General features: G+C 66.4%; 28 protein-coding genes. 13 read left to right on the top strand and 15 right to left on the bottom strand.

The window, feature by feature from the left end; translation table 11 throughout:
- The first annotated feature begins 119 nt into the window (after nucleotides 1–119).
- The 4 genes from ACZK4Z_RS01930 to ACZK4Z_RS01915 all read left to right on the top strand — a co-directional run bounded on the left by ACZK4Z_RS01930 (nucleotide 120) and on the right by ACZK4Z_RS01915 (nucleotide 3,508).
- A complete protein-coding gene (locus tag ACZK4Z_RS01930) occupies nucleotides 120–968 on the top strand; it encodes a MurR/RpiR family transcriptional regulator (RefSeq protein ID WP_180838749.1) in 849 nt (282 codons plus the stop codon).
- Between the two features lie 15 nt (nucleotides 969–983).
- The gene (locus ACZK4Z_RS01925; RefSeq protein WP_293796620.1) at nucleotides 984–1,745 is read left to right on the top strand and encodes a L,D-transpeptidase family protein; all 762 of its coding nucleotides are present in this window, start codon (nucleotides 984–986) and stop codon (nucleotides 1,743–1,745) included.
- Nucleotides 1,742–3,037 (top strand): APC family permease, encoded by a 1,296-nt coding sequence (locus tag ACZK4Z_RS01920; protein ID WP_293796617.1) that lies wholly within the window; start codon nucleotides 1,742–1,744, stop codon nucleotides 3,035–3,037. The genes ACZK4Z_RS01925 and ACZK4Z_RS01920 overlap by 4 nt, the downstream gene beginning before the upstream one ends.
- A 141-nt stretch (nucleotides 3,038–3,178) precedes the next feature.
- Nucleotides 3,179–3,508 carry a hypothetical protein gene (locus ACZK4Z_RS01915; protein WP_293796614.1) on the top strand — a complete coding sequence of 110 codons (330 nt, stop codon included), beginning with the start codon at nucleotides 3,179–3,181 and terminating at the stop codon, nucleotides 3,506–3,508.
- Between the two features lie 52 nt (nucleotides 3,509–3,560).
- Here ACZK4Z_RS01915 and yiaA read toward each other — a convergent pair whose 3' ends face one another.
- Nucleotides 3,561–4,013 carry an inner membrane protein YiaA gene (gene yiaA / locus ACZK4Z_RS01910; RefSeq protein WP_125895681.1) on the bottom strand — a complete coding sequence of 151 codons (453 nt, stop codon included), beginning with the start codon at nucleotides 4,011–4,013 and terminating at the stop codon, nucleotides 3,561–3,563.
- 170 nt (nucleotides 4,014–4,183) lie between these two features.
- On the opposite strand from yiaA, the gene ACZK4Z_RS01905 reads away from it, so the two are divergent.
- The gene (locus ACZK4Z_RS01905) at nucleotides 4,184–5,350 is read left to right on the top strand and encodes a PQQ-dependent sugar dehydrogenase (RefSeq protein ID WP_125895680.1); all 1,167 of its coding nucleotides are present in this window, start codon (nucleotides 4,184–4,186) and stop codon (nucleotides 5,348–5,350) included.
- A gap of 70 nt (nucleotides 5,351–5,420) precedes the next feature.
- Here the strand turns inward: ACZK4Z_RS01905 and ACZK4Z_RS01900 are convergent, their stop codons facing one another.
- The 4 genes from ACZK4Z_RS01900 to folB all read right to left on the bottom strand — a co-directional run bounded on the left by ACZK4Z_RS01900 (nucleotide 5,421) and on the right by folB (nucleotide 10,086).
- Nucleotides 5,421–5,966 (bottom strand): hypothetical protein, encoded by a 546-nt coding sequence (locus ACZK4Z_RS01900; RefSeq protein WP_180838568.1) that lies wholly within the window; start codon nucleotides 5,964–5,966, stop codon nucleotides 5,421–5,423.
- Nucleotides 5,967–6,095: 129 nt separating this feature from the next.
- Entirely contained in the window at nucleotides 6,096–8,270 is a 2,175-nt protein-coding gene (locus ACZK4Z_RS01895; protein WP_125895678.1) for a glycoside hydrolase family 3 N-terminal domain-containing protein, read from the bottom strand.
- Between the two features lie 128 nt (nucleotides 8,271–8,398).
- Complete coding sequence (locus ACZK4Z_RS01890; protein ID WP_065724843.1) at nucleotides 8,399–9,670, bottom strand: mechanosensitive ion channel family protein; 1,272 nt, start codon at nucleotides 9,668–9,670, stop codon at nucleotides 8,399–8,401.
- Between the two features lie 62 nt (nucleotides 9,671–9,732).
- Nucleotides 9,733–10,086 (bottom strand): dihydroneopterin aldolase, encoded by a 354-nt coding sequence (gene folB / locus ACZK4Z_RS01885; protein ID WP_025878255.1) that lies wholly within the window; start codon nucleotides 10,084–10,086, stop codon nucleotides 9,733–9,735.
- Nucleotides 10,087–10,601: 515 nt separating this feature from the next.
- On the opposite strand from folB, the gene ACZK4Z_RS01880 reads away from it, so the two are divergent.
- On the top strand, nucleotides 10,602–11,255 hold the full coding sequence (locus ACZK4Z_RS01880; protein WP_032130383.1) for a hypothetical protein: 654 nt from the start codon (nucleotides 10,602–10,604) through the stop codon (nucleotides 11,253–11,255).
- A gap of 41 nt (nucleotides 11,256–11,296) precedes the next feature.
- On the opposite strand, the gene tsaD is transcribed toward ACZK4Z_RS01880, so the two are convergent.
- Nucleotides 11,297–12,322 (bottom strand): tRNA (adenosine(37)-N6)-threonylcarbamoyltransferase complex transferase subunit TsaD, encoded by a 1,026-nt coding sequence (gene tsaD / locus ACZK4Z_RS01875; protein ID WP_032129730.1) that lies wholly within the window; start codon nucleotides 12,320–12,322, stop codon nucleotides 11,297–11,299.
- Nucleotides 12,323–12,488: 166 nt separating this feature from the next.
- On the opposite strand from tsaD, the gene rpsU reads away from it, so the two are divergent.
- The 6 genes from rpsU (at nucleotide 12,489) to ACZK4Z_RS01845 (ending at nucleotide 17,660) form a co-directional block, all read left to right on the top strand.
- A complete protein-coding gene (gene rpsU, locus ACZK4Z_RS01870; RefSeq protein ID WP_002808376.1) occupies nucleotides 12,489–12,704 on the top strand; it encodes a 30S ribosomal protein S21 in 216 nt (71 codons plus the stop codon).
- Nucleotides 12,705–12,837: 133 nt separating this feature from the next.
- Complete coding sequence (locus ACZK4Z_RS01865; RefSeq protein WP_004153909.1) at nucleotides 12,838–13,281, top strand: GatB/YqeY domain-containing protein; 444 nt, start codon at nucleotides 12,838–12,840, stop codon at nucleotides 13,279–13,281.
- A 103-nt stretch (nucleotides 13,282–13,384) separates the two neighbouring features.
- Nucleotides 13,385–14,329, top strand: coding sequence for a YihY/virulence factor BrkB family protein (locus tag ACZK4Z_RS01860; RefSeq protein ID WP_125895677.1), 945 nt, complete (start codon nucleotides 13,385–13,387; stop codon nucleotides 14,327–14,329).
- Between the two features lie 59 nt (nucleotides 14,330–14,388).
- Nucleotides 14,389–16,128: a DNA primase gene (gene dnaG / locus ACZK4Z_RS01855; RefSeq protein ID WP_125895676.1), complete on the top strand. Its 1,740-nt coding sequence runs from the start codon at nucleotides 14,389–14,391 to the stop codon at nucleotides 16,126–16,128.
- A 28-nt stretch (nucleotides 16,129–16,156) separates the two neighbouring features.
- Nucleotides 16,157–16,657 carry a protein tyrosine phosphatase family protein gene (locus tag ACZK4Z_RS01850; protein ID WP_125895675.1) on the top strand — a complete coding sequence of 167 codons (501 nt, stop codon included), beginning with the start codon at nucleotides 16,157–16,159 and terminating at the stop codon, nucleotides 16,655–16,657.
- 31 nt (nucleotides 16,658–16,688) lie between these two features.
- Nucleotides 16,689–17,660 carry a bile acid:sodium symporter family protein gene (locus tag ACZK4Z_RS01845; RefSeq protein ID WP_125895674.1) on the top strand — a complete coding sequence of 324 codons (972 nt, stop codon included), beginning with the start codon at nucleotides 16,689–16,691 and terminating at the stop codon, nucleotides 17,658–17,660.
- A gap of 117 nt (nucleotides 17,661–17,777) precedes the next feature.
- On the opposite strand, the gene ACZK4Z_RS01840 is transcribed toward ACZK4Z_RS01845, so the two are convergent.
- From ACZK4Z_RS01840 to ACZK4Z_RS01815, 6 genes are all read right to left on the bottom strand, one after another.
- Nucleotides 17,778–18,410, bottom strand: coding sequence for a hypothetical protein (locus ACZK4Z_RS01840; RefSeq protein WP_478451142.1), 633 nt, complete (start codon nucleotides 18,408–18,410; stop codon nucleotides 17,778–17,780).
- A gap of 788 nt (nucleotides 18,411–19,198) precedes the next feature.
- Nucleotides 19,199–20,005: a calcium-binding protein gene (locus ACZK4Z_RS01835; RefSeq protein WP_125895672.1), complete on the bottom strand. Its 807-nt coding sequence runs from the start codon at nucleotides 20,003–20,005 to the stop codon at nucleotides 19,199–19,201.
- Between the two features lie 152 nt (nucleotides 20,006–20,157).
- A complete protein-coding gene (cyoE, locus tag ACZK4Z_RS01830) occupies nucleotides 20,158–21,051 on the bottom strand; it encodes a heme o synthase (RefSeq protein WP_010484229.1) in 894 nt (297 codons plus the stop codon).
- A 4-nt stretch (nucleotides 21,052–21,055) separates the two neighbouring features.
- Entirely contained in the window at nucleotides 21,056–22,219 is a 1,164-nt protein-coding gene (locus ACZK4Z_RS01825) for a COX15/CtaA family protein (protein ID WP_049421194.1), read from the bottom strand.
- A 10-nt stretch (nucleotides 22,220–22,229) separates the two neighbouring features.
- On the bottom strand, nucleotides 22,230–22,799 hold the full coding sequence (locus ACZK4Z_RS01820) for a hypothetical protein (protein ID WP_032129724.1): 570 nt from the start codon (nucleotides 22,797–22,799) through the stop codon (nucleotides 22,230–22,232).
- A gap of 109 nt (nucleotides 22,800–22,908) precedes the next feature.
- On the bottom strand, nucleotides 22,909–23,625 hold the full coding sequence (locus tag ACZK4Z_RS01815) for an SURF1 family protein (RefSeq protein ID WP_125895788.1): 717 nt from the start codon (nucleotides 23,623–23,625) through the stop codon (nucleotides 22,909–22,911).
- A 57-nt stretch (nucleotides 23,626–23,682) separates the two neighbouring features.
- Between ACZK4Z_RS01815 and ACZK4Z_RS01810 the strand changes: the two genes are divergently transcribed.
- Nucleotides 23,683–23,901 carry a twin transmembrane helix small protein gene (locus tag ACZK4Z_RS01810; protein ID WP_005412025.1) on the top strand — a complete coding sequence of 73 codons (219 nt, stop codon included), beginning with the start codon at nucleotides 23,683–23,685 and terminating at the stop codon, nucleotides 23,899–23,901.
- A gap of 20 nt (nucleotides 23,902–23,921) precedes the next feature.
- Here the strand turns inward: ACZK4Z_RS01810 and ACZK4Z_RS01805 are convergent, their stop codons facing one another.
- From ACZK4Z_RS01805 to ACZK4Z_RS01795, 3 genes are read right to left on the bottom strand one after another with little or no spacing between them, the layout of a single operon-like run.
- Nucleotides 23,922–24,797, bottom strand: coding sequence for a cytochrome c oxidase subunit 3 (locus tag ACZK4Z_RS01805; RefSeq protein WP_005412024.1), 876 nt, complete (start codon nucleotides 24,795–24,797; stop codon nucleotides 23,922–23,924).
- A 14-nt stretch (nucleotides 24,798–24,811) separates the two neighbouring features.
- Nucleotides 24,812–25,402 (bottom strand): cytochrome c oxidase assembly protein, encoded by a 591-nt coding sequence (locus tag ACZK4Z_RS01800; protein WP_125895787.1) that lies wholly within the window; start codon nucleotides 25,400–25,402, stop codon nucleotides 24,812–24,814.
- Nucleotides 25,399–25,653: a hypothetical protein gene (locus ACZK4Z_RS01795; RefSeq protein ID WP_125895786.1), complete on the bottom strand. Its 255-nt coding sequence runs from the start codon at nucleotides 25,651–25,653 to the stop codon at nucleotides 25,399–25,401. Before ACZK4Z_RS01795 ends, ACZK4Z_RS01800 begins: the two co-directional genes overlap by 4 nt.
- Nucleotides 25,654–25,656 lie beyond the last annotated feature (3 nt).

The raw sequence follows: 25,656 nt of genomic DNA, 5'->3' as shown, positions 1-25,656 counted from the left end.
GATGCTCCTGCTTCTGCTCTACCCCGTACCCCCCTCGCGTCTGGCACCCGCCCGGCCCATTCCATGACACTCTCTACGCTGCCAACCGCAACGCGCCTATCCTTGCCCGGACTCCCCGCATGCCGCCCCTGCTGAAGATCCGCTCCGAGCGCGGGCAGATGTCGGCCATCGAGCGTCGCATCGCCGACTTCATTCTCGACAACGCCCACCTGCTGCGCGACTACTCGTCCCAGCAGCTGGCCAGCGCTCTGGGCATCAGCCAGTCCAGCGTGGTGAAGTTCAGCCAGAAGCTCGGCTTCAAGGGCTACCCGGACCTGAAGTACTCGATCGGCCAGGATGTGGCTCGCGCCGGTGCCGACCCGCAGCAGGCGCCCAGCGAACCCGACAGCGGCGATGACTACCTGCGCCTGGGCGAGGCCCTGCGCCGCAGCAAGGCACAAGCCGAAGAGGAAACCCGCCAGGCCAACCCGCGCGGGGAAATCGAGCGCATCGTGCAGCTGCTCGACGGCGCGCCGAAGCTGTTCGTGTACGGCCTGGGTGACGACGGCCTGTACGCGCGTGAGTTCGCCATGCGATTGTCGCTGCTCGGCCTGCTGGTGGTGCCGCATACCGACCCGATCCTGATGCTGGCCAACCTGTCGGCCGCGCGCCCCGGTGACGCGCTGTTGATGTTCTCCGAGTTCGGCAACCTGCCCCAGCTCTCGCAGCTGTCGCGGCAGTTCCAGGACATGGGTGGCAAGGTGATTTCCATCACCCGCCACACCGCCAACCCGCTGCGCGCGCATGCCGATGCAACGCTGGTGGTGTGTGCGCACGACCGCACGCCGCAGGTCGCGCAGCTGCTGTACCGTAGCGCCATGCACGCGCTGCTCGATTTCCTGTTCGTGCTGCTCTGCCACGCCAATCCGGACCGCAAGCAGCAACTGGCGGTGAACCTGGAGCGGATCGACCACCTGCTGGATTCCTGACCGGAGCGCACGTTGATGAAATCGCTGGTCCGCCTTGCCACCACTGCCGTGCTGCTTGCTGCAGCGATGTCCACCCACGCCGCGCCGCTGGATGGCGCGCGCCAGCTGATCGTGGTCACCAGCGAAAGCTGGGACAGCACCGAGGGGCAACTGCAGGCCTATGTGCGCGATGGCAACGGCTGGCATGCGCATGGGCAGGCGTTCCCGGTGGCGCTCGGCCGTACCGGCAGCGCCTGGGGGCTGGGCCTGCATCCGGCGCAGGCCGACGGCCCGCAGAAACAGGAAGGCGATGGCCGCAGCCCGGCCGGCGTGTTCGCGCTGGGCAGCGCGTTCGGCTATGCCGTTACACGCCCCGGCACCGCCATGCCCTACCAGCCGATGCTGGACAGCAGCTACTGCATGGATGTGCCCGGCTCTCCGTTCTACAACCGCATCGTGGATGAAAAGAAGGTCGGCAGTGCAGCGGTCAAGGGCTCCACCGAGCCGATGCGGCTGGACCTGCACAACAAGGGCGACGTGCGCTACCGGGAAGGCTTCGTCATCGCCCACAACCCGGACAACCAGCCCGGCAAGGGCAGCTGCATCTTCGCCCACCTGTGGCGCCAGCCCGGCGAGGCCACGGCCGGCTGCACCGCCATGCCGCAGGCGCGCATGCAGGCCCTGCTGGACTGGTTGCGCCCGCAGGATACGCCGCGCTTCGTGCTGCTGCCGCGCGCCGAGTACAAGCGCCTGCAGGCCCAGTGGCAGCTGCCCGCACTGAGCGGAGACGCCCGTTGAGCGCGCAGGACGAACCGCAGCTGCAGCGCGCGGTCAGCCGCTGGCAGATCGTCGGCCTGTCGATCAACGATGTGATCGGCAGCGGCATCTACCTGCTGCCGGCCGCCACCGTCGCCCTGCTCGGCCCCTTCAGCCTGTGGGGCGTGGTCGCCGCCGGCATCGTCGTTGCCCTGCTGGTGCTGTGCTACGCGCAGGCCGCCAGCTACTTCGATGAACCCGGTGGCAGCTACCTGTATGCCCGTGAGGCGTTCGGGCGATTTGCCGGGTTCGAGATCGGCTGGATGATCTGGTTGACCCGCATCAGCTCGGCGGCCGCATTGAGCAATGCACTGGCCGATGCGGTCGCGCGCTTCTGGCCGTGGGCCGGCGCCGGCATGGGCCGCATCGCAGTGATCGTGGTGTCGCTGGGCTTCCTCACCGGCGTCAACATCATCGGCGTGCGCTCGGCTGCGCGTACCGGCGTGGTGCTGGTGATCGGCAAGATGCTGCCGCTGCTGCTGTTCGTGGCCATCGGCGCGTTCTACATCGATCCGCAGCTGGTGTTCTCCGGCCAGCGCCCGGACCCGCACGACCTGCAGCGCATGGGTGAAGCCGCCTTGCTGCTGCTGTACGCCTACGCGGGCTTCGAGAACATCCCGGCTGCGGCCGGCGAGTACCGCAACCCACGCCGCGATATTCCGTTCGCACTGATCACCATGATCATCACCGTCACCGTCATCTATGGAGCGGTGCAGGTGGTGGCGCAGGGCACGCTGGCCGGGCTGTCCAACTCGGCCACGCCGCTGGCCGACGCCGCCGCAGGCTTCGGTGGTGAGGCACTCGCGCTGATCCTCACCGTGGGCGCGACCATTTCCATCCTCGGCACCAACAGCAACACGATGATGATGGGCCCGCGCTTCCTGTTCGCGCTGGCGCGCGATGGCTACGGGCCGAAGATCCTGGCGCAGGTGCATCCGCGCTTCCATACGCCGGCCGCATCGATTCTGTGCCAGGGCCTGATCGCACTCGGCCTGGCGCTGTCGGGTTCGTTCGTGCAGCTGGCGCTGCTGTCGATGACCACGCGCCTGTTCGCCTACATCGGTACTGCCGCTGCAGTACTGGTGCTGGCCAAGCGCTATGCCGATCGCCCTGGTGCGTTGAAGCTGCCGGGCGGCCCACTGATTCCGGTATTGGCGCTGCTGCTATGTGTTGCCCTGTTCGCCAGTGCGAGCTGGCAGAACATTGCCGCTGCACTGGTCGCGTTTGCCATCGGCGCGGTGATCTACAAGTTGCCGCGAAAGCCCGAACTGTAGAGTCGAGCCATGCTCGACTGGGATTTGGGGTGCATGAGTCGAGCATGGCTCGACTCTACAGACTCGCCCTTCACGCTGCCGGACCGGGCCATTAACCACCGCACAGGCACGATCAGGCTTCGTCAACAACGGAGCCCTTCCATGACCGAGTACCAGATTCCCGGCCGCGTACCGGACGACAGCACACCGCGCGATGCGGTCAGCAACTACTGGCGCGAGCGCTACACCGCCGAGCCGTACTACGACGACGAGCTGTTCTTCGAGGACTATGAGCCGGCCTACCGCATCGGCCACGCCGCACGTGCGCAGGACATGATCCGCGCCTACGAGGAAGTGGAACGCGAGCTGGAATCACGCTGGGCCAGTGAACGAGGCCGCAGCCGCCTGGACTGGGCGCAGGCACGCAGTGCCGTGCGCCGTGGCTGGGAGGAAGCGCAGCAGGTGGAACCGCGCCTGGCACGCGGCCCCTGACGGACCCGTTATGCGGCAACGCCGGGCCATGCCCGGCGCCACCATTGCTGCATCATTCCTGTTCCGGCAGCGGCGGCACGGCCGTGCTGCGCTTGCCTTCACCGCCACCGGCGGCGATCAGGTCGCGGGTGTTCTTCTGCACCGCCACCGCACCGAACAGCGACAGCGCGTAGGCCATGCCGTAGAAGCCCTTCTCGCTCAGCACCAGGGTGGCGTTCCACAGGCCAACCAGCAGCAACAACAGCGCAGACAGCAATGCGAACCAGCACAGCGCGTAGTACAGGCCACTCACCGGAATGCCCTCGACACGGTCGCGCACGCTCTTCTGCAGCGACACCGCTGCGAACAGGCCAAACAGGAGCAGGGTGAGGTAGTAGCCCTTCTCGTTCAGCGGCATCTCCGCATTGAACAGGCCTATCAGGTAGGCCACCGCGCCGAGCAGCAGGGCCACCCAGGAGGCGGCAATGAAGGCCGGCGAGGGTCGATGGATGATCGGTGCGTTCATTGCGGTTCCTTGCAGTCAGGCGGGCATGCTTTGCCCGGGCGAACCCACCCTAGACGATCCCGCCGCCGCCGCACAGGGGGAAACAGGACCTTCGGGCCAGGACCGTCACCGCCCCGGTGGTATACAAGGGAGAGCTTGGCCATCCGCATCCCCTTCCGCTGGAGATACCCATGACCCGCACGCCCCTGCTGCTCGTCCTCGGCCTGTTGCCGATCCTCGCCACCACGGCCTGCAGTGCCGCCGGCCCCGATGCCAGTGGGCAGAAAGCTGCCGCTGCCAGCACAGACGCTGCCGACCAGCGACCGTTCACCGCATCCGAAATCAGTCGTTTCGACCAGCCGTGGGCAATGACCTTCCTGCCCGATGGCAGCCTGCTGGTCACCGAAAAGCGCGGCAAGCTGCAGCATCTGGACCTGGCCGGCGGCCAGAAACACGAGATCACCGGCGTTCCGAAGGTCGCCTACGGTGGCCAGGGTGGTTTCGGTGACGTGATCCTGCATCCGCAGTTCGCAAGCAACCACGTGATCTATCTCAGCTATGCCGAGGAAGGCACGCTGGATACCCGCGGTGCTGCCGTGGCCCGTGCCACGTTGGCGCTGGACGCCAACGGTGGCGGTGAGCTGAAGGACCTGAAGGTGATCTGGCGGCAGAGCCCCAAGGTCAGTGGTGAGGGCCACTACGGCCACCGCCTCGTCTTCGGCCCGGACGGCAAGCTGTGGATCAGCTCCAGCGAGCGGCAGAAGTTTGATCCGGCCCAGGACATGGGCGGCAATCTCGGCAAGATCATCCGCCTCAACGACGACGGCAGCCTGCCCGCCGACAACCCGTTCGCCTCGCAGGGCGGTGTTGCCGCGCAGGTGTGGTCGCTGGGCCACCGCAACATCCTCGGCATGGCCTTCGATGCCAACGGCAAGCTGTGGGCGCACGAGATGGGCCCGGCCGGCGGCGACGAGCTGAACCTGATCGTGCGCGGCGCCAACTACGGCTACCCGATCGTCTCCAACGGCAACCACTACGACGGCCGCCCGATTCCCGACCACGATACCCGCCCGGAGTTCGCCGCCCCGAAGGTGACCTGGACGCCAGTCATCTCGCCGGCCGGCTTCGTGATCTACAGCGGGAACCTGTTCCCGCAGTGGAAGGGCAGCGGCTTCATCGGTGGCCTGTCCTCCACCTCGCTGGTGCGCGTGGCATTCGATGGTGACAGCGCGCGCGAAGCCGAACGCTTCAACATGGGCGAACGCATCCGCGAAGTGGAACAGGGGCCGGATGGCGCACTGTGGCTGCTGGAAGACGGCAACAAGGCGCGCCTGCTGAAGCTCACCCCGAAAACCTGACAGGATGGTAGTGCCGGCCGCTGGCCGGCACGTTTTCCCGCAACGGCCCCGCACGCGGGGCCGTCTGCGTTCATTGAATGGTGATGACCTTCACCTCGGTCTTCGTGCAAGCCTGGTCCAGGCACTGCCCGTTCAACCACACCTGGCCATCACCGATCATCACGCCCTGGTGGTTGACGAAGACCTTGCCGAAGTCCTGTTCGGACACCGCCTTGACCACCGCCGGGGTGATGATCTTCTCGTAGTTGCGCTGGAACTCACCGGGGCCGGTGATCTTCCTTCCGTTAGCGATATTCAGCGGGAAGCGCACTTCCTCCACCACCGCAGCGCGATCACCGCCGACCACCGCGGTCTTGAACGCATTGAACACCTTCTCGTACTGCGCGGCGTCGCCGAGCAGCGTCTCAATGCGTGCACGCGCGTCTTCCGCGGGCGCATCCGTCGGTGCGGCGCCGGCCGGCTCGGCAGCAGCCTTCGCCGGTTCAGCCGCAGGCGTCGCCGCAACACTGGCCTCCATCGGCGGCGGTGCATCCGCCGCAGGCTCGGCCGGCGGTGCCGCCGGCTGCGAGCAGGCGGCCAGCACCAGGGCGGGAATCAGACAAGCCATCCGGCGCATGCGCGCACTCCATCGAAACAGGGAGCCCGATGGTAGCGCCGCCGCGGTGAGGACAACAAAAAGGGGACGGAGGGGATTAAGTCGTTAGTGGCACAAACGACTTAATCCCCTCCGTCCCCTTTTTCTCGATCAGGCCTTCAGCAGCTCGAACTGCACCGCCTCACCAGCGGCCGAGGACGCGCACACCCACACATCGAACTGGCCCGGCTCCGCACGCAGTACGCCGTCGCGGCCAGTGAACGCCAGCTGCTCGCGGGTCAGGGTGAACACCACTTCGGTCGACTCGCCCGGCTGCAGCGCCACCTTGCGGAAGTCCTTCAGTTCGCGCACCGGACGTACGCGGCTGGCCACGCGGTCGTGGATGTACAGCTGCACCACTTCCTCGCCGGCCACGTCGCCGCTGTTGGTGAGCGTGGTGGTGATGGTCAGGGTGTCGTCCCAGCCGAGCTGGCCCGCACTCAACTGCGGCACGCCATAGGCGAAGGTGGTGTAGCCGATGCCATGCCCGAACGGGTACAGCGGCTCGTTCGGAATCTCGCGCCAGCGGGCCTTGAACTCCGACATGGTCGGCAGTTCCGGGCGGCCGGTGCGCGGGTGATTGTAGAAGTACGGCTGCTGGCCGGACACCTGCGGGAAGCTGACCGGCAGTCGGCCGGACGGGCTGTAGTCGCCGAACAGCACATCGGCCACGGCATGGCCGGTCTGGGTGCCCAGGTACCAGGTCACCGCCACGGCCTGTGCATTGCGCACCGCGCCCTGCAGCGCCAGCGCGCGGCCATTGCGCAGCAGCACCACCAGCGGCTTGCCGGTCATCGCCACTGCCTCGGCCAGCGCCTGCTGTGCCGGCGGCAGGGTGATCTCCACGCGCGACTGCGCTTCACCGCTGTAACGCTGCGGTTCGCCCAGCGCCAGCACCACCACGTCGGCGCGCAGCGCGGCGGCCACGGCCGCTTCGGTACCGCCCGGAATCGCGGCTTCCAGATCGCAACCCGGCACGATTTCCAGCAGCGCTTCATCGCCGATGGCGGCGCGCACGCCGGTTTCCAGATCCACGTAGCGCTGCTTGTCGCCGAACAGCGTCCAGCAGCCTTCGATGTTTTCGCGGTCCTGCACGAACGGGCCGATCAGGGCGATCTTCTGCCCGGTCTTCTGCAACGGCAGCACGTTGTCGCGGTTGTTCAGCAGCACGATCGAGCGACGCGCGGCATCGCGCGACAGTTCGTCATGCGCAGCGATGTGCGAGGTGTCGGCTTCGCGCGCCGGGTCCAGCGAGCGGTACGGGTCGTCGAACAGGCCGATGGTTTCCTTCAGCCACAGGATGCGGCGCACGCCTTCATCCAGCACCGCCATCGGCACCTCGCCGCTCTCGACCAGGCCCGGCAGGTGCTCGGCGTAGAAGCCGCTCTGCATGCTCAGGTCGAGGCCGGCGGTGAACGCCTTGGCGGTGGCATCGCGGTCGTCGGCGGCATAACCGTGCGCGACCAGTTCCATGTCGGCGGTGTAATCGGAGATCACCACGCCCGGGAACTTCCACTCACCGCGCAGGATGTCGGTCAGCAGTTCGGCGTTGGCGCTGGCCGGCACGCCGTTGATGTCGTTGAACGAGGACATCACGGTGATCGCGCCGGCGTCGAACGCAGCCTTGAACGGCGGCAGGTGCACGTCGCGCAGGGTCTGCGGCGAGATGTCCACCATGTTGTATTCCATGCCGGCCATCACCGCGCCATAGGCGGCGAAGTGCTTGGGCGTGGCCAGCAGCGAATCGGCAGCGCGCAGGTCGCTGCCCTGGAAGCCGCGTACGCGGGCGGCGGCGAACGCACACCCCAGCACCACGTCTTCGCCAGCACCTTCGGCGCCACGGCCCCAGCGCTGGTCGCGGGCGATGTCCACGGCCGGCGCATAGGTCCAGTGCAGGCCAGCAGCAGTGGCTTCGACAGCGGTGGCGCGCGCGGTGCGCTCGGCCAGCTCCGGCTCGAAGCTGGCGGCCTCGCCCAGCGGAATCGGGAACACGGTGCGCATGCCGTGGATGACGTCGGCGGCCAGGATCACCGGGATGCCCAGGCGGCTCTCTTCGGTGGCGACCTGCTGGATGCGGCGGCCCAGCTCGGCGCCCACGCCGTTGAACAGGGAACCGACCTTGCCCTCGCGCACCTGCTGCAGCACCTGGTCGGCATTGCGCACGTTGGCTTCCGGGTTCACGTCCGGGGCGAACGGGCGGACCATGTCCGCGAAGACACCCAGCTGGCCGACCTTTTCCTCGACGGTCATCTGGGCAATGAGGGATTCGATGCGATCGGAGGCCACCGGCAGTCCTTGATGAAAACGTTTACAAGCCCGGCATTCTAGCGATCCCGGGCGATTTGGCGAGAGGTTTTTTCATTCAGTTTCAGCCACCAGCGGGGTCCGTATGGCCCCGCCGGAGGCATCGCAGCTTACTCCGACCCAGCCAACTGGCGCTGCCCGGCCATCAACATGGCGTCACTGGAGGCCTGGAACACGCGCAGGCCGAAGGCCGGCAGGATCGCCAGCAGGTGGTCGAAGATGTCCGACTGCACCGCCTCGTACTCGCCCCAGGCGGTGCTGCGGGTGAAGCAGTACAGCTCCAGCGGCAGGCCCTCGGTGGTCGGCTGCAGCTGCCGTACCAGCAGGGTCATGTCGGTATGGATGCCCGGGTGGTTGCGCAGGTAGCGCTCCACATAGGCCCGGAAGGTACCCAGGTTGGTCACCCGGCGGCTGTTGACCTCGGCCACGCCCTGTTCGCGCAGGCGCCCGTTCCACTGGCCAAGCTCCTGCTCCTTCTCCTGCAGGTAATCACGCAGCAGCGCGAACTGGCCAAGGAAGGCCAGGTCGCCCTCGTCCAGGAAGCCGACACTGTGCTGGTCCAGATACAGCGCACGCTTGATGCGGCGGCCGCCGGCCTCCTGCATGCCGCGCCAGTTCTTGAACGACTCGGTCACCAGTTTCTTGGTCGGGATGGTGGTGATGGTCTTGTCGAAGTTCTGCACGGTGACGGTGTGCAGCGCGATATCGATGACGTCACCGTCGGCATTCTGGCTGGGCATTTCGATCCAGTCGCCGATGCGCACACGGCCATCGCCACTGATCTGCACACTGGCCACCAGCGACAGGATGGTGTCCTGGAAAATCAGCATCAGCACTGCGGTGGCCGCGCCCAGGCCGGTCACCAGCGGGCCCAGCTTCACCCCCAGCAGGGTCGCAATGATGGACAAGCCGGCGGCCACGAACACCACGATCTTGACCACCTGCAGGTAGCCCTTGATCGGCTTGTTGCGCGCATCGGGCTTGCGCTCGTACAGGCTGTTGGCCGCGTCCAGCGCATGCGAGAACGCCATCGACACCGTCAGCACGGCCCATACGATGCACAGCTTGATGATGACGTTGACCAGGCCGGGTGGCAGGTCGGGAATGAGGGTGATGCCCGAGGCGATCACCTGGCTGGGCACCACGTTGGACAGGCGCGAGATGACCCGCATCAGATGGCTGCCGCGCCCGGACTCGGCACCGGGCAGGCGCTGCAGCAGGCGCCGCAGGCCACGCACCAGGATGCGCTTGGTCACCCAGTTGGCCAGGCCGGCTGCGACCAGCAGCGCCGTGATCATCAACGCCAGGTAGGCGCCAGGATAGGGTTCCAGTGTGTTCTGCAGCCGTTCCAGCCACTGTACCGCCACCACCGCGTCCACCATCAGTTGTCTCCTTGCGTTGTCGTTGTTGTTGGGGGTGCCGGCCAGCGGCCGGCACTACCGGATCAGTCCCGCGAGCGCTCGATGATCACGCCCACCGCGCGCGCGCCACGCACCGCGCCCGGCTTGCTCAGTTTCAGACGCAGCCACTTCACGTCGAATTCGTCCAGCACGATCTGTGCGCAGCGCTCGGCCAGGGTTTCCACCAGGCCGAATTCCGACTCGCGCACGAACTGCTCCAGGCGCTTGCTCACCGCCTTGTAGTTCAGGGTATGGGCGATGTCGTCGGAGGCCGCGGGACGACGGTTGTCAAAGCCCATTTCCAGGTCGAACACCAGGTCCTGGCGGATCCGTCGTTCCCAATCGTAGATACCGATCAGGGCGTCGATCGTCAGCCCCTCGATGAAAACCTTGTCCATTGCGCTTAACCAGCCCGAATACAGGGGGCCATGGTAACGGCACCACGGTGAGCCTGCCCGGAACGGGCGGTGGGTGGCCGGCAGGAATGCGGCACTGGGAAAAACAAAGAGCCCCGCTAGCAGGGCCCTCTGGTACTACCGCTTGTCCCCGGGGGGAGCTGTTGAACAGCCGCGAGTCCCGGTGGCGCAGGCGTCGAAATTGAAGCGGGTGAGGTCTGCGGATCAAGAGGCGATTCCGACTATACCCGCATTTCCAAAAAACAAAGGGCCCTGCTAGCGGGGCCCTTTGGTACCTCTCAACGTCCTCGGGGGGAGCTGGAATCCAGCCGCGAGTCCCGAAGCACACGATGCAGATCATGACGTTCATTCCCTCGACGGTCCAGAGTCAATCGCGACATGCTGGAGGAAGCCAAGGGCAATACAGGAATTCTGCTGCCTGACGCGGCGGCATTGCCCGATATCACGCCAGCGGCAACCAGCGCAGGCTGATGATCCGCCATGTGGTCCCGCATTTGATGAGAGAGCAACGAATCCTGCAGGCAGCGCTGTCACGCCCACGGTGGGCGACGTACAAACGTATCGCGGACCGGCACTCTTTGGATGCCGCCTCGCTTTACGTATGGAACATGCAGATGTGCGGCGCGCTGCTATCCCCCCTGCACGTCTGTGAAATCGTAATCCGCAACGCGGTGGCCGCGGCGCTGGCGCATGCCTTTGGGCCGCGCTGGCCCTGGCATCCTGCACTGCTGCAGCGGATGCCAGCAGATGGCGCGTTGTCGGCCTTGCAGGATCTCCATAGACAGGCTGGTCGTCGGATGGACACTCAGGAGATCATCGCCAGCCTTCGCTTCGCGTTCTGGCAGCAGCTTTTCACGCGGCGCTTCGAGGGAGCCATCTGGACGCGGGGCTTGAAGATTGCGTTGCCGAACGCGCCACAGAATGCTCTCAGCGTCGTCCGCACGAGCATCCACGCAGACATCGGACGCATCCGCCTCCTGCGCAATCGGATCGCCCACCACGAACCCATCCTGGAACGCGACATCGGTGCCGACCTGGCTGCGATCGGGCGGCTGATCCATGCGCGCTGCCCGCATACGCTGGGCTGGTTGCAACGCCATGAGCGGGCAACGACGGTATTAGCGGCGTCGCCGTTGGCAGGGCGTCCGTAATGTGTCCGCCGGGTATGGCCCGGCGCTACCGGTTCCGGGGCTTACACCGCAGGCAGGGTCGCCATGTCCCAGCGGGGGGTGACGTCCACCTTCGGCGGGCTGTGCTGGCCGGCCTGCAGCCGCAGCGCGCCGGCGAAGGCGATCATCGCGCCGTTGTCGGTGCACAGTGCCGGCCGCGGGAAACAGGCCCGTCCGCCGAGGCGCTCGGCCATCTGCTGCAGGCGTGCGCGCAGGCGCTTGTTGGCGCCGACGCCGCCAGCCACCACGATCACGTTGGTGCCGGCCGCTTCCAGCGCGCGCTCGCATTTGATCGACAGAGTCTCGACCACGGCGTCTTCGAAGCCCCGAGCGATGTCGGCGCGGGTCTGTTCGCTCTGGTCACTGTCGCGCCAGGCCATCAGGACCTGGGTCTTCAGGCCGGAGAAGCTGAAATCCAACCCCGGGCGGTCGGTCATCGGCCGCGCGAAGCGGTAGACACCCGGCGTGCCCTGCTCGGCCAGCCTGGCCAGCTGCGGGCCGCCCGGATAGGGCAGGCCCATCATCTTGGCGGTCTTGTCGAAGGCCTCGCCGGCGGCATCGTCCAGGGTTTCGCCCAACAGGCGGTACTGGCCGATCGCGTCCACCGCCACCAGCTGGGTATGGCCACCGGACACCAGCAGCGCCACGAACGGCGCTTCCGGCGGGTCGTCCTCCATCAGCGGGGCCAGCAGGTGGCCTTCCATATGGTGTACGCCCACCGCCGGCACCTCCAGCGCCCAGGCCAGCGACCGCGCCACGCCGGCGCCGACCAGCAGTGCGCCGACCAGGCCGGGACCGGCCGTATAGGCCACGCCGTCGATATCACCTACACCCAGGCCGGCGTCGGCCAGGGTCTGGCGCACCAGCGGCAGCAGCTTGCGGACGTGGTCGCGGCTGGCCAGTTCGGGCACCACACCACCGTATTCGGCGTGCAGGGCGATCTGGCTGTAGACCGCATGGGCGCGCAGGGCCGCGCTGCCGGCCAGGTCGGTGTCATACACCGCCACGCCGGTCTCATCACAGGAAGATTCGATGCCAAGGACTCGCATGCCTGCTATTATGACGCCCCTGCCGCCCCCTCGGGGGACGTGCAGGTCTCACTGCTTTCGAACCTCTGGCCCGTATTCAGGGTTGGCCGCTTGCAGTTTGTCTATTCGCCGCTATAATGTGCGGCTCGCCGGGCGTGACCCGGTTCTACTGTGTCCCGGAGATTCCATGCCCAGCGTCAAAGTCCGCGAGAACGAGCCCTTCGAGTTTGCTCTTCGCCGCTTCAAGCGCACTTGCGAAAAGGCCGGTGTGCTGGCCGAAACCCGCAAGCGCGAGTTCTACGAAAAGCCGACCCAGGAGCGCAAGCGCAAGGCCGCCGCTGCTGTGAAGCGTCAGCTGCGCCGCTCGTCGCGCGACGTTACCAAGCGTCAGCGCCTGTACTGATCGGACGCATCTTCATTGCGATGGGCTTGCCTGTCGCGATGGAGCCGAAGCCGGCACGCGCGAGCGTCGCCGGCTTTTTGCGTTTCCGGGTTCGGGCATCCGCCCCGCCCCACCTACCACCACGAGGTTCCTCATGAGCATGAAGCAGCAGCTCACCGAAGACATGAAGGCCGCCATGAAGGCGGGCGAGAAGCACAAGCTGGGCGTGATCCGCCTGATCAACGCCGCCATCAAGCAGCGCGAAGTGGACGAGCGCATCGAGCTGGATGACACCGCCGTGATCGCCGTGCTCGACAAGATGGTCAAGCAGCGCAAGGACTCGGTCAGCCAGTTCGAAGCCGCCAACCGCGAGGACCTGGCGGAGATCGAGCGCGCCGAGATCGTGGTCATCGAAGCCTACCTGCCGGCCAAGATGGGCGAAGCCGAGATCGTCGCCGCGATCCAGGCCGCCATCGCCGAGACCGGCGCTTCCGGTCCGGCCGACATGGGCAAGCTGATGGGCGCATTGAAGCCCAAGCTCGCTGGCCAGGCCGACATGGGTCTGGTCTCCAAGCTGGTCAAGCAGCAGCTGGCGTAAGCCATTGCCGGGGTCGGATCCCTTTCGCATCGCGGAAGGGCTCTGACCCCATTGATGCACCCGCTTCACCGCACCTTCGACCCCCGGCTGCTACAACATCCCCATGGTCGAGCAATCGCACTCCCCCGCCGACACGCGTCCCCACGGCATTCCCGCACGGCTTCGCCACTACGCTGACCGCCTGCAGGACAGCTTCCCGATGGCCGTCACCAAGCGCTTCGTCGAAATCGACGTGCTGACCCAGGCCGCCTCGGTCTCCTTCTACGCCCTGCTGTCGATGGCACCGCTGCTGGTGCTGCTGCTGTGGCTGACCGCCTCGCTGTACCCACCGGCACAACAGACGTTGATCAGCCAGATCGGTTCGGTGGCCGGCAGCAGCGTGGCCAGCGTCGCCGACACCGTGCTGCACAACGCCAACAGCCAGCCCAGCGTCGGTTCATTGGCCGGGCTGTGGAGCACGCTGCTGCTGTTCATCGGCGCCACGGCGGTGTTCGCCCAGCTGCAGAACGCGCTGAACCGGATCTTCCACACCAGCGGCCAGCGTCTGGAAGGCATCAAGGCCTGGCTGCGCAAGCGCGTGTTCTCATTCGGCGTGGTGTTGGCACTGGGCTTCCTGCTGATCCTGTCGATGACCGCCACCACCGCACTGCAGGTGGTGTTCGCGCAACTGCCCTCGGTACTGCCGGCAATCGGCTACCTGACCTCGCTGCTGCTGTACACGCTGGCCTTCGCCTTCCTCTACCACTACCTGCCGGACCGCCGCGTGGCCTGGCGCCAGGCCTTCATCGGCGGTGCCATCACCTCGGTGCTGTTCACCCTCGGCCGCTATGGCATCGGCGTCTACATCGCCACGGTGGCCCCGGGCAGCGCCTACGGTTCGATGGGCGCGCTGGTGATCTCGCTGGTCTGGATCTACTACGCCACCGCCGTGTTCTTCGTCGGTGCGTTGATGACCGCGGTGATCGACGAACGGCAGCATGCACGGGCGCAACTGGCCAGGGCCGGGGCCGATGCGGAACAGGCCAGCCCCGGCACCGCCAGCGAGTAAACTAGGGGAACCTGCCGCCCCTGCTGCGCGCCCTGCGGCCGCGCCCCGTTCTGTTGCCCATGGCCCGTATCCCCGACGCTTTCATCGACGATCTGCTCGCCCGCTCCGACATCGTCGAGGTGGTGGGCAGCCGCGTGCCGTTGAAGCGACAGGGCAAGGAGTACGCAGCGCGTTGCCCGTTCCATGACGAGCGCTCGGCGTCGTTCACGGTCTCGCCCACCAAGCAGTTCTATCACTGCTTCGGCTGTGGCGCGCACGGCACCGCGATCAGCTTCCTGATGAACTACGACCGCCTCGAATTCCTCGACGCGGTGGATGAACTGGCCAAGCGCGCAGGCATGGAAGTGCCGCGCAGCGAGAATCCGCGCAGCCCGCAGCAGCAGGAAGACAGCCGCGAGCTGTACTCGGCGCTTGAGGCGGCCACGAAGTTTTTCCAGAGCAACCTGCAGGGCAGCGACAAGGCCCGCAGCTACCTGGATGGCCGCGGTGTGGATGAAGAGAACCGCGCGCGCTTCCAGATCGGCTACGCGCCGGATGGTTACAGCGGCCTGCGCGATGCGCTGGGCAAGGACGAGCGGCGGATGAAGCTGCTCGACCGCGCCGGCCTGTTCTCCAAGAACGATCGCGGCCACGTCTACGACAAGTTCCGCGACCGGGTGATGTTCCCGATCTTCGACCGCCGCGGCCGGGTCATCGCCTTCGGTGGCCGCGTGTTCGAGAAGGACGACGGCCCCAAGTACCTCAACTCGCCCGAGACCGCGCTGTTCCACAAGGGCCGCGAACTGTACGGCCTGTGGCAGGTGCGCCAGGCCAACCAGAAGATCGAGCGGCTGATCGTGGTCGAGGGCTACATGGACGTGGTCTCGCTGTTCCAGTTCGGGGTCACCCAGGCGGTGGCAACGCTGGGTACCGCAACCACGCCGGACCATGCCGAGCTGCTGTTCCGCAACGCACCGGATGTGTTCTTCTGCTTCGATGGCGACGCCGCCGGCCGCCGCGCCGGCTGGAAGGCGCTGGAGTCGGTGCTGCCGCGCATGAAGGATGGCCGCCAGGCCTTCTTCCTGTTCCTGCCCGATGGCGAAGACCCGGACACCATCGTGCGCAAGGAAGGCGCCGAAGCCTTCAACGAACGCCTGAAACAGGCCACGCCGCTGTCGCAGTTCTTCTTCGACGAGCTCACCCGCGAAATCAACCTGGGCACGCTCGATGGCAAGGCGCGCCTGGCCGAGCGCGCAAAGCCGATGCTGGCGCAGATTCCCGACGGCGCCTTCGGCGACCTGATGAAGCAGCAGCTGGCGCAGCTGACCGGGCTCGGCGGCAACGCCCAGGCTGCACGCACGTCGATGCCGCAACGCCAGCCTTCGCGCACGATCCAGCCAGTGGCCAGGCGCAGCCTGGTGCGCGGCGCGATCGCCGTGCTGCTGCAGCAGCCGTCGCTGGCGCTGACCCTGGGCGGCAAGCATCACTTCCAGGGCCTTCGCCTGCCTGGTGTGGAACTGCTGCTGGAGCTGCTGGGGCTGGTCGAACAGCGCCCGGACATCAGCACCGGCGCCCTGCTGGAACACTTCGACGGCCGCGAGGAACAGGCCTCGCTGCATACATTGGCCGCACAGACGCTGCCCGGCACCGAAGCCAGCTGGACCCAGGAACTGCACGACGCAGTGGCCCAGCTGGAGAAACAGCTGCTGGTGCAACGTCTGGAGGAGTTGTTGGCAAAGCAGCGCCAGCAGGGCCTGGACGATACTGACAAATACGAACTGCGCGAGCTGCTGAAGGCGCGCGCCGGACTGCGCCTGTAGCGGGCAGAACGTTTTCACGGAGAGGACCATGCTGCTGCGCCTGACCTGCCTGCTGTTGTTGTCGCTCTGCCTGCCGCTGACGGCCCTGGCCGAAGACGCGCCCCTGAACGAAGTCCGCCCCGGCCTGTATGTCGGCGGCCAGCCCAGTGCCGCGCAGCTGCAGGCCTTGGCCGCGCAGGGCGTGCGCACCGTGATCGACCTGCGCCAGTCCGACGAAGACCGCGGCTTCGATGAAATCCACGCGGCCGAATCGCTGGGCCTGCGCTATGTGCGCATTCCGGTGGCCGGCGCCGAGGGCCTGGATGCGGCCAATGTGCGCGCCGTGCACCAGGCCCTGCAGCAGAGCCAGGGGCCGGTGCTGCTGCACTGCGCCTCCGGCAACCGCGCCGGTGCCGTGCTCGGCCTGGTCAATGCCCGCTATGAACATGCCAGCCCGGAGCAGGCGCTTCAGCTCGGCCAGCGCGCCGGCCTGAAGTCGCTGGAAGCCGCCACCCGCCAGCGCCTGGCCACACCGGTCACCTCGCCCTGAACCACCCTCCGCACCAAGGACTCTGCCCACCATGACCCGCTGGTGGTCGCGCCTGCGACCGGACAACTTCACCCTCGCCCTGCTGTGCACCGTCGGCCTGGCCTCGCTGCTGCCGATGAAGGGCGCCGCCGCCATCGTGCTCGACGATGTCACCACCGTCGCCATCGCCGCGCTGTTCTTCCTGCATGGCGCGCGCCTGCCGCGCGAGTCGATCATCGGCGGCATGCTGCACTGGCGGCTGCACCTGACCATCCTGGCCTGCACCTTCATCCTGTTCCCGCTGCTGGGGCTGATGTTCAAGCCACTGTCGGGTTGGCTGCTGACTCCGGAGCTGTACCTGGGCGTGCTGTTCCTGTGCACCCTGCCGTCCACCGTGCAGTCGTCCATCGCGTTCACCTCCATGGCCCGCGGCAACGTGCCGGCAGCGGTGTGCAGCGCCTCGCTGTCGAGCATCCTCGGCGTGTTCCTGACCCCACTGCTGCTGACCGCGCTGGCCGGCACCTCCGGCGGCGTGCATGACCCACTGCACGCGATCGGCGGCATCATGCTGCAGCTGCTGGTGCCGTTCGTGGCCGGCCACCTGCTGCGGCCGTGGATTGCCGGCTGGGTGGAGAAGCAGCGCGCGCTGCTGCGCTACACCGACCAGGGCACGATCCTGCTGGTGGTGTATTCGGCGTTCGGCGAAGCGGTAGCCGAAGGGTTGTGGAGCAAGACACCGCTGCTGTCGCTGCTGGCCGTGGCGGTGGTCGCCGCCGTGCTGCTGGGCATCGCCATGCCGCTGATCACCTTCATCGCGCGTCGCCTGCGCTTCAACCGCGAGGACGAGATCGCCATCGTCTTCTGCGGCTCGAAGAAGAGCCTGGCCACCGGCGTGCCGATCGCCAAGGTGCTGTTCGCCGGTGGAAGCCTCGGCGCGATCGTGCTGCCGGTGATGATCTACCACCAGATCCAGCTGATCGTCTGCGGTGTGATCGCGCAGCGGTATGCGAAGCGCGCGCCCTGATTGGGCGCGCGGGTTTTTGTAGAGAGCCCATCCACGCGCGGCGTGGATCTACCAAACCGCGGATAGCGTGAACCCGCAGTAGATCCACGCCATGCGTGGATGACGCATACGCCGCCGCTAATCCACGATGGCCGCGGCGATGTCGTGCAGCACTCGGGCGTTGCGCTCCACGTCGCTGCCCGGCTCGCCCGTGACGGTCAGACTGTAGGTCTTGCTGTCTCCCGTCCAGGCAAGCTCAACCCGAGTACGGCCGACACTATCCACAACCTTCCCGAGGTGAGCGGGCTTGCCGTCCACCACGGTGTTCTGCGCCTCCGCGATGACCTCGATCTGCATGCCCGCAGCGAGGAAGTTGTTCTCGCTGAACTCCACGATGCCGACACCCTCCAGCCGGTAGAAACGGCTCAAGCCCGAGGACTTTCCACCCTCCAACGCACCACTGGGCTCCATGCCAATCATCTCGGCTGCGCCCAGCAGGCTGCTTTCCAGCCTGCTGGGTGGCTGCGGCAGGCGCTGGCGCAGTTCTGGAGTTGAGCGGTGAGTCCGCGGCACGGCAGCCAGCATTTCGGCCTGCGTTGGGATGCTCCCTGCTGCAACCCGCACGACACCGTTGGATCGTTCGATGTCATCGCGAAGCTGCCGCTTCACTTCTCGGGGGGCATCAAGGTCTGCCAGTTTCACCATCTGGTAGCTGCCCACGCTGGCGGACGATCTTCCCATTGCCGAGGCCTCCTGCATTGCAGCCTGCATGGCGCGTTGGTGTAGCCAGCTCCCTACCGCATCGGGAGCAGGTTCATTCTGGGATGCTTGAGCTGACATCGACGTGGCCAGCGAGAATGCGATAAAGCAAAGACTCTTCATGATGCTCACCACTCCGAAAGTTGGCAATCGACCGCACTCGTGGATTGCGTAAATACGCGTCCGCCCAGCACCCATGTGTGATATCCGTGAACAACCATTCGTTCTGGATCACTGCCATCGCCTGCGTAAAATCGCCAGGAGTACAGTCCATTGTTAGGCGCACCGAAAGCATGCTTCGGCTCAATGTTCCCGAGGGGAACGTGCCTGGTTACGGCCGACCCCTGAAAATTGCGAAACTAGGGCCGTTCATAGGTCACGGATTCGTTGATGAATCCAATGCAGTTGGCCCGACTCAGTGCTTTTACTTCTGCTGCCGCATTGCCAGCCAGGCAGGTAAGCGCGGCACACAGAACGATGGGCAGAGAAACATGACATCTCATTGATTGCTCCACAGAATTGCGAGTCATCCCGCAATACCTGTGTATCTACTGTTGATGATCCGGTCTGGTGGAACAGTCGGTATCTGTGACGCCTTGCGTGCAGGAAGCTGACAGCGCGGCAAAACCCTACAGCGCGACGGCTTGGTCGATGGGCGCAGTTGCAGCCATCCCGGGCGAAACCCGACACTGGCTGCGCCGGGTTCCGTGAGAGCCCATCCACGCATGGCGTGGCTCTACTCCCACCGATGGCGTGAACCACCAGTAGATCCACGCCATGCGTGGATGGGTTGCCTGCCGTTACGGGCCCACCAGCGTGCCGACGCTCAACTCCGGCATCCACACCCACAGGTCGTACGGCCGTTTCGCATCGGCATCGACCCGCGGCGCCGTGGCCACCTGCTCTGGAAGTGACCGCGCCACGCAGCGGCCCGCGCATCTCCACGCCTGACCACGCTGCGCGCCCAACCGTACGCTGTAGATATCCAGGTCCCGCAGCTGCGACGCCATCGGGTGCATCTGCATTTCCGGCGGCATACCTTGCGGGCGCTGCAGCATGGCGTGCACGTTGCCGGTCAGCATCAGCATGCGTGCGCCAGCCGGCAGTCGCCGGTACAGCCGCCGCAGCTCGGCCGCCATGCGGTCATCGCGTGCCTGGTTGCCGCCATCGCTGTTGTCGACGTCATAGCCGACCACATCGATGGCACGACCCTGTGCCTTCAGCGCACGCAGGTCTTCGATCATCGCCAGCATGTCGCGGCTGCGGCGGCCGTCATGCTGGTCATCGCGCACGGTCCAGAACGCGCGGCCATGCAGGTGCTGGCGCGCCGCGGCCCCGCCATCGGATTCCAGATAGTCGTGCAGCGCAGGGTTCTCTGCACGCGGCAGTTCCAGGGCCAGCACGACAGGGCCGTTACGGCTGTAGTCGTCCACCAGCTGGCGTACCAGCAGCGGTGTCTCGCGGGTACCGTGAAATTCACCCAGCACCAGCAGGCGATGCTCACCGGCGTGCTGGCGGATCTGCACGGCGGTGTCGTCGGCATGCGCATTGAGGGCCATGCCGAGCGCCAGCAGCAGCGCGCTGGTCCAGCGGAAGATCGAATGCATCCCTGCGCCTTCCTTTCCTTGAGGTCAGGAACAGCAATGGCGACACAGCAACCGCGGTTCAAGTAGATCCACGCCATGCGTGGATGCGCCCACCATCAGACCGGGTCAGAGCCCCGACGGGGATCCGCCCCCGAGTCGAGCATGGCTCGACTCTACAACCAGGGCAGGATCCAGTGGTCCACCAGCAGGAAGGCGAACAGCGCCATCAGGTAGACGATGGAGTAATAGAACATCTTCATCGAGAACAGTTCGTCCGGCGGATTGAGCATGCGCCAGGCGTACCAGAGGAACACCGCATTGAGCACGATCGCGCCGCCCAGGTAGAACGCACCGCTCATGCCCACCAGGTACGGCAGCAGGCAGACCAGCGCCAGCACCACCGAATACACCATGATCTGCTTGCGGGTGTGCACCACGCCGTGGGTCACCGGCAGCATGGGGATCTCCGCCTTTGCGTAGTCCTCGCGGCGGAAGATCGCCAGCGCCCAGAAGTGCGGCGGCGTCCAGATGAAGATGATCAGCACCAGCAGCGACGAGTACGCCCAGTCCGACGAACCCTGCATGCCGGTCACCGCGGCCCAGCCCAGCATCGGCGGCATCGCGCCGGCCAGGCCACCGATGACGATGTTCTGCGAGGTCGCACGCTTCAGGTACACGGTGTAGATGACCGCGTAACCGATCAGCGAGGCGAAGGTCAGCACTGCGGTGATCAGGTTCACCCACAGCACCAGGATGACCATCGACAGCACGATCAGCACGCCGGCGAACACCAGCACCTGCCACGGCTTGACCTTGCCCACCACCAGCGGACGCCACGAGGTGCGGGCCATCTGCGCATCGATGTGCGCATCCAGCAGCTGGTTGATCGCCGCGGCCGCCGAAGCGGCCAGCCAGATGCCCAGGAAGCCGAGCACGCCTGCGCGCACCTGCTCCCAGCTGGGCACGCCGGGGATGGCCAGGACCATGCCGACCAGGGCGGTGAAGACAATGAGGGCAACGACCTTGGGCTTGGTCAGGTCCCAGTACTGGCGGTAATTGGAAAACATGGAATCAGTCCGGGGCACGCAGGCGGGCCAGCAGGCTGACCAGCACGAACAACAGGGCAACGGCCACGCCGTTGTGGGCCACCGCCACTTCCAGCGGCAGCGCCAGCTTCACATTGAGGATGCCGAGGGTGACCTGCAGCACCAGCAGCGCGATCAACGCGCTGGCCCAGCCACGCATGCTCGGCAACCGGAACAGGCGCACGCCCAGCCACAGCAGGTAGAGGGCCACCACCACCGCGAACAGGCGGTGTGCCATCTGGATGGCGATGCGCGAGGCGCCATCCAGCACGCCGCCTTCGTAATCCACGCCGATGCCACGCCACAGGGTGAAGCCTTCGACGAAGTTATGCTGCGGCCACCACTGGTTGGCGCAGCGCGGGAAGTTGTCCAGCGAGGCGCTGCCACCGCCGCAGGCCAGCGCCGCGTAATTGGCGCTGACCCAGCCCCCCAGCGCGATCTGGGTGACCAGCACCGCTACGCCGATGCGCAGCAGCCACTTCAGCTTCGGCGCCTCGGCCAGGGTGATCGGCATGTGCGTCGCGCGCCAGGCCATCCACACCAGCAGGCCGAACATCAGCATGCCACCGAGCAGATGGCCCATCACTACGATGGGTTTGAGCAGCAGGGTCACCGTCCACATGCCCAGCAAGGCCTGGAAGATCACCACCGCCAGGGTCAGCAATGCAGCGCGCGCCAGGTCGATGTTGCTCCAGCGCAGCGCGGCGATCAGCAGGATCGCCTCACCGATCAACGCCAGCACGCTGGCCGTGCCATGCCAGCCCATCATGTACAGCGGTATGCCGGCGGCCACCAGCACGCAGGCGGTCACCACCGCCGTGCTTCCGAATCGCCGCTTGCGCGTGGCCAACAGGGCCAGGGTCAGGATCTCGATGCCCAGCGCGCCAGCCAGGAAGCGGTGCACCTGCTCACGCCAGGCCTTGTGGGTCTCCAGCGGGCGGATCTCCGCCGCCGGGTGGCCGATGGTCTCTTCCACGTGCTGCGGCCAGGTGGCCTGGCCATAGCAGGTCGGCCAGTCCGGGCAGCTCAGGCCGGCATCGGACAGGCGCACGAACGCGCCGAACATGATCGTGCTCGCGGTCATGATCATGGCGAACCACGCCAGGCGGTGGAAATTGCGGTGCAGCGCCGGACGCGCGGAAAGGCTCATCAAACGGGACTCACTTCAGTTTCAGCAACGTGGCCATGTCCTTGCGCAGGCCACCCAGGTCGGTGCCCGGGGCATGACGCATGATCACGAAGCCGTTCGGATCGATCACGTAGACCGGCAGGCCAGCCGGATCGTCGACGCCGGGCAGGGCCGCGCGCAGTGCTGGCGACGGAGCCAGCGGCCGCAGCGCGGGCAGCGAGGCGATCGACGCCGGTGGCGTTCCCAGCCACAGGATTTCGACATTATCGGCGTTATGGCCGAACAGCTGCCACACCTTGCCCAGTCCCTGCGACAAAGTGACGCACTGCGCGTCGCAGGCACCGGCCGGCGCCACCAGCAGACGCCAGGTACGGGCCTCGGGGTTCCAGGCGTAGGGCTGGCCGCTGGCCAGGGTCGGCGCCTGCTGGCGCAGGTCCACCGGCGGCTTCAGCAGCTGGCCGGCATTGCGGTGCCCGGTCGGTTGCCAGCCGGAGAAGCGCAGCACGGCGGCCAGTGCCATCGCACCGAAGAACACGGCAAACAGCAGCACCAGGGTCCGGCGGCCGGAGCCGCGCGCCTGCGGGGACGTAGCAGTGTTCATGCGGGGCATTTTCTCATGGTTGGGTAAGGGATGCGGGTGTGGTGCCCCGGTAGTGCCGGCCGCTGGCCGGCATCCAGGAATCCGAGGGGATGCCGGCCAGCGGCCGGCACTACCGGGCCACGGCACGTCTCCTGCGCCACTCCAGCACCAGCGCGACCACCAGCACGGTCAGGGCCAGGCCGAACCACTGCACGGCGTAGCCCAGGTGACGCTGCGGCGGCAGCGTGTTCGGCAGCAGGTCCAGATCGCGTTCGTCGCCGAATGGCAGTGCCGGGTCCAGGCGCAGGACGCGGTCGGGCAATACCGGTAGGCCAAGCGCCGCCGCCAGGCCTTCGGCGGGCAAACGGCTGGCCAGCCAACGCCCGGCCTCATCGGTAGCGGAGAACGCCGGGCCCAGTGCCAGTCCCGCCGACGGCGGCGGCGCCAATAACCCACGCACCGCCACCGGCGAAGGCGGCGCCGGCACATCCGGCAGCGTGCGATCCGGCGGCAGCGCGCGCCAGCCGAGGTCGACCAGCAGCACGCTGCCTCCGTCACTGCGGAACGGACGATAGATCTTCACCCCGGCGCGACCATGCCGGGTCTGGTTGTCCAGCAGCACCACGCCGGGCAGGAAGCGGCCGTGGTCGGCCACGCCATGCAACGCGCCGGGCGCCGCCAGAGCCTGCGCCAGTGGCAGCGCCTGTGCCACGGCTGGACCCTGCGCATCCAACATTGCCTGTTTGGCATGCATGCGCTGCAGCTGCCACAGCCCCAACGCGGTGAAAGCAGCCATCGCCAGCAGCGCCAACAGCCAGCCGATCAGGCGCGTGTGCTGGCGCATCATGACAAGTCCGCGCAAACGCGGTCAGATAGGCGCATCCACCCTGCCCTCGAGCCGCGCATGAGTGATTCGCTGAAGACCCTGCTGGTAATCGCGTTTCTGATCGTCATCGTCTGGAATCTGGGCGCCGGCCTGTATTACCTGCTGGTCGACCGCGGCCAGACCAAGCGCACGGTCAACGCACTGACCCGCCGCATCGCGGTGTCGGTGGCGTTGATCCTGCTGGTGATCGTGAGCATCTACATGGGCTGGATCAAACCGCACGGCATCGGCGGCTGAGGCCACCGATACGTGCGCGGTCAAAGCACGTAGACGAACATGAAGAGCATCAGCCACACCACGTCGACGAAGTGCCAGTACCACGCGGCGGCTTCGAAACCGAAATGGTTGTCGCGGGTGAAGTGCCCCTTGGCCGATCGCAGCCACATCACGATCAGCATGATCGTGCCCAGCAGCACGTGCGCGCCGTGGAAGCCGGTCAGCATGAAGAACGTTGAACCGTAGATGCCCGAACCGAGCGTCAGGTTCAGTTCCTTGTAGGCGTGGATGTACTCCTCCGCCTGCAGGGTCAGGAAGCCGAGGCCGAGCACCACGGTCAGGCCCAGCCAGATCAGCAGCTGGCGACGGTTGCCCGCCTTCAGCGCGTGATGGGCAATGGTCAGGGTCACGCCGGAGGTCAGCAGGATCAGCGTGTTGATCAGCGGCAGGCCCCAGGCCGGAATGGTCTGGAACGCGCCACCGATCGCCGCCGGGCCATTGGTCGGCCATCCGGCGGAATAGCCCTGCCAGAGCAGCTCGTTGGTCATCACCCCGCGGCCTTCGCCGCTGAGCCACGACAGGCCCAGGTTGCGGGTGTAGAACAGCGCGCCGAAGAACGCACCGAAGAACATCACTTCGGAGAAGATGAACCAGATCATCCCCATCCGGAACGAGCCATCGACCTGATGGTTGTAGTTGCCGGCCTGCGATTCGCGCACCACGTCGCTGAACCACCAGAACAGGGTCAGCACCAGCATCGCGATGCCGATGTAGAACGTCCAGCGTCCCCAGCTGGCATCGTTGAGCCAGCTGGCCACACCGACCATGGTCACCATCATCGCGATGGAACCCACGAACGGCCATTTGCTCTGGGCCGGGACGAAGTACACGTTGGCGTCGGTCGGTGTCTGGGCCATGTCGGTATCCGAGGTCAGGGTGCGGCGTGCGCGCCTTCCGAGGTGGCGGCCGGAGCCAGCCGATCGGACAGCGCGTCGTTGCGGTAGAAGGTGTAGGACAAGGTGATCGTCTTGATCTCCGGTGGCAGGTCCGGATCGACGATGAAGCGCACCGGCATGTCGCGCTTCTCGCCGGCCTGCAGCGTCTGCGCGGTGAAGCAGAAGCACTCGGTCTTGCTGAAGAAGCCCGACGCACGCGCCGGCGCCACCGAAGGCACCGCACTGCCGACCACTGCCTGCTGGCTGTCATTGCGGGCGAAGTACAGCGCTTCGTTGAGTTCGCCGGGCACCACGTCCATGGTCAGCTGCTCGGGATGGAACGACCATGGCAGCCGTGAGTTGACCCCGCCATCGAATTCCACGCGCACGGTGCGCTTGCCGGCCGCCGCGCCGGTACTGGCCTCGCCGCCGGGACCGCGTTCCAGGCGCACGCCGAACACCTTTTCGCAGGCGATGCGGTACAGCGGTACCAGCGAGAACGTGAGCAGGAACACCGCCACCGCCACGCCGATCAGGCGCGGCAGCCCCGCACTGCGTGACGGTGTGCTGGCCGGTGCGTCGCTCATCGGCCGATCACCCCACTGAGGATGAAGCCGACGTAGACCAGCACGGCGATGGCGCCGACCCACATCGCCGTGCGCCTGGCGCGCTGGCGTTGCTGCTCGATGCCGTTTTCCGGGGCGTCGCCCGCGCTGTTGTAGAGCCGAGCCATGCTCGGCTGCTTTTCGCTGTTGTAGAGCCGACCGTTGGTCGGCTGCTTTTCGTCAGTCGAGCATGGCTCGACTCTACCGATCGGGAGCGGGCTTTCGTTATGCATGCC

This window comes from Stenotrophomonas sp. 71799_Sma, from assembly GCF_056482505.1.
Note: the sequence above shows the minus strand (reverse complement) of the source record. Positions and strands in the feature narration are given on the sequence as shown.

Bases quoted from the DNA above. Each gene is read 5' to 3' on its own strand.
- ACZK4Z_RS01930 (WP_180838749.1), top strand. From the start codon at position 120: ATGCCGCCCCTGCTGAAGATCCGCTCCGAGCGCGGGCAGATGTCGGCC.
- ACZK4Z_RS01925 (WP_293796620.1), top strand. From the start codon at position 984: ATGAAATCGCTGGTCCGCCTTGCCACCACTGCCGTGCTGCTTGCTGCA.
- ACZK4Z_RS01915 (WP_293796614.1), top strand. From the start codon at position 3,179: ATGACCGAGTACCAGATTCCCGGCCGCGTACCGGACGACAGCACACCG.
- yiaA (WP_125895681.1), bottom strand. From the start codon at position 4,013: ATGAACGCACCGATCATCCATCGACCCTCGCCGGCCTTCATTGCCGCC.
- ACZK4Z_RS01905 (WP_125895680.1), top strand. From the start codon at position 4,184: ATGACCCGCACGCCCCTGCTGCTCGTCCTCGGCCTGTTGCCGATCCTC.
- ACZK4Z_RS01900 (WP_180838568.1), bottom strand. From the start codon at position 5,966: ATGCGCCGGATGGCTTGTCTGATTCCCGCCCTGGTGCTGGCCGCCTGC.
- ACZK4Z_RS01890 (WP_065724843.1), bottom strand. From the start codon at position 9,670: ATGGTGGACGCGGTGGTGGCGGTACAGTGGCTGGAACGGCTGCAGAAC.
- folB (WP_025878255.1), bottom strand. From the start codon at position 10,086: ATGGACAAGGTTTTCATCGAGGGGCTGACGATCGACGCCCTGATCGGT.
- ACZK4Z_RS01880 (WP_032130383.1), top strand. From the start codon at position 10,602: ATGAGAGAGCAACGAATCCTGCAGGCAGCGCTGTCACGCCCACGGTGG.
- tsaD (WP_032129730.1), bottom strand. From the start codon at position 12,322: ATGCGAGTCCTTGGCATCGAATCTTCCTGTGATGAGACCGGCGTGGCG.
- rpsU (WP_002808376.1), top strand. From the start codon at position 12,489: ATGCCCAGCGTCAAAGTCCGCGAGAACGAGCCCTTCGAGTTTGCTCTT.
- ACZK4Z_RS01865 (WP_004153909.1), top strand. From the start codon at position 12,838: ATGAGCATGAAGCAGCAGCTCACCGAAGACATGAAGGCCGCCATGAAG.
- ACZK4Z_RS01860 (WP_125895677.1), top strand. From the start codon at position 13,385: ATGGTCGAGCAATCGCACTCCCCCGCCGACACGCGTCCCCACGGCATT.
- dnaG (WP_125895676.1), top strand. From the start codon at position 14,389: ATGGCCCGTATCCCCGACGCTTTCATCGACGATCTGCTCGCCCGCTCC.
- ACZK4Z_RS01850 (WP_125895675.1), top strand. From the start codon at position 16,157: ATGCTGCTGCGCCTGACCTGCCTGCTGTTGTTGTCGCTCTGCCTGCCG.
- ACZK4Z_RS01845 (WP_125895674.1), top strand. From the start codon at position 16,689: ATGACCCGCTGGTGGTCGCGCCTGCGACCGGACAACTTCACCCTCGCC.
- ACZK4Z_RS01840 (WP_478451142.1), bottom strand. From the start codon at position 18,410: ATGCAGGCTGCAATGCAGGAGGCCTCGGCAATGGGAAGATCGTCCGCC.
- ACZK4Z_RS01835 (WP_125895672.1), bottom strand. From the start codon at position 20,005: ATGCATTCGATCTTCCGCTGGACCAGCGCGCTGCTGCTGGCGCTCGGC.
- cyoE (WP_010484229.1), bottom strand. From the start codon at position 21,051: ATGTTTTCCAATTACCGCCAGTACTGGGACCTGACCAAGCCCAAGGTC.
- ACZK4Z_RS01825 (WP_049421194.1), bottom strand. From the start codon at position 22,219: ATGAGCCTTTCCGCGCGTCCGGCGCTGCACCGCAATTTCCACCGCCTG.
- ACZK4Z_RS01820 (WP_032129724.1), bottom strand. From the start codon at position 22,799: ATGAACACTGCTACGTCCCCGCAGGCGCGCGGCTCCGGCCGCCGGACC.
- ACZK4Z_RS01815 (WP_125895788.1), bottom strand. From the start codon at position 23,625: ATGATGCGCCAGCACACGCGCCTGATCGGCTGGCTGTTGGCGCTGCTG.
- ACZK4Z_RS01810 (WP_005412025.1), top strand. From the start codon at position 23,683: ATGAGTGATTCGCTGAAGACCCTGCTGGTAATCGCGTTTCTGATCGTC.
- ACZK4Z_RS01805 (WP_005412024.1), bottom strand. From the start codon at position 24,797: ATGGCCCAGACACCGACCGACGCCAACGTGTACTTCGTCCCGGCCCAG.
- ACZK4Z_RS01800 (WP_125895787.1), bottom strand. From the start codon at position 25,402: ATGAGCGACGCACCGGCCAGCACACCGTCACGCAGTGCGGGGCTGCCG.
- ACZK4Z_RS01795 (WP_125895786.1), bottom strand. From the start codon at position 25,653: ATGCATAACGAAAGCCCGCTCCCGATCGGTAGAGTCGAGCCATGCTCG.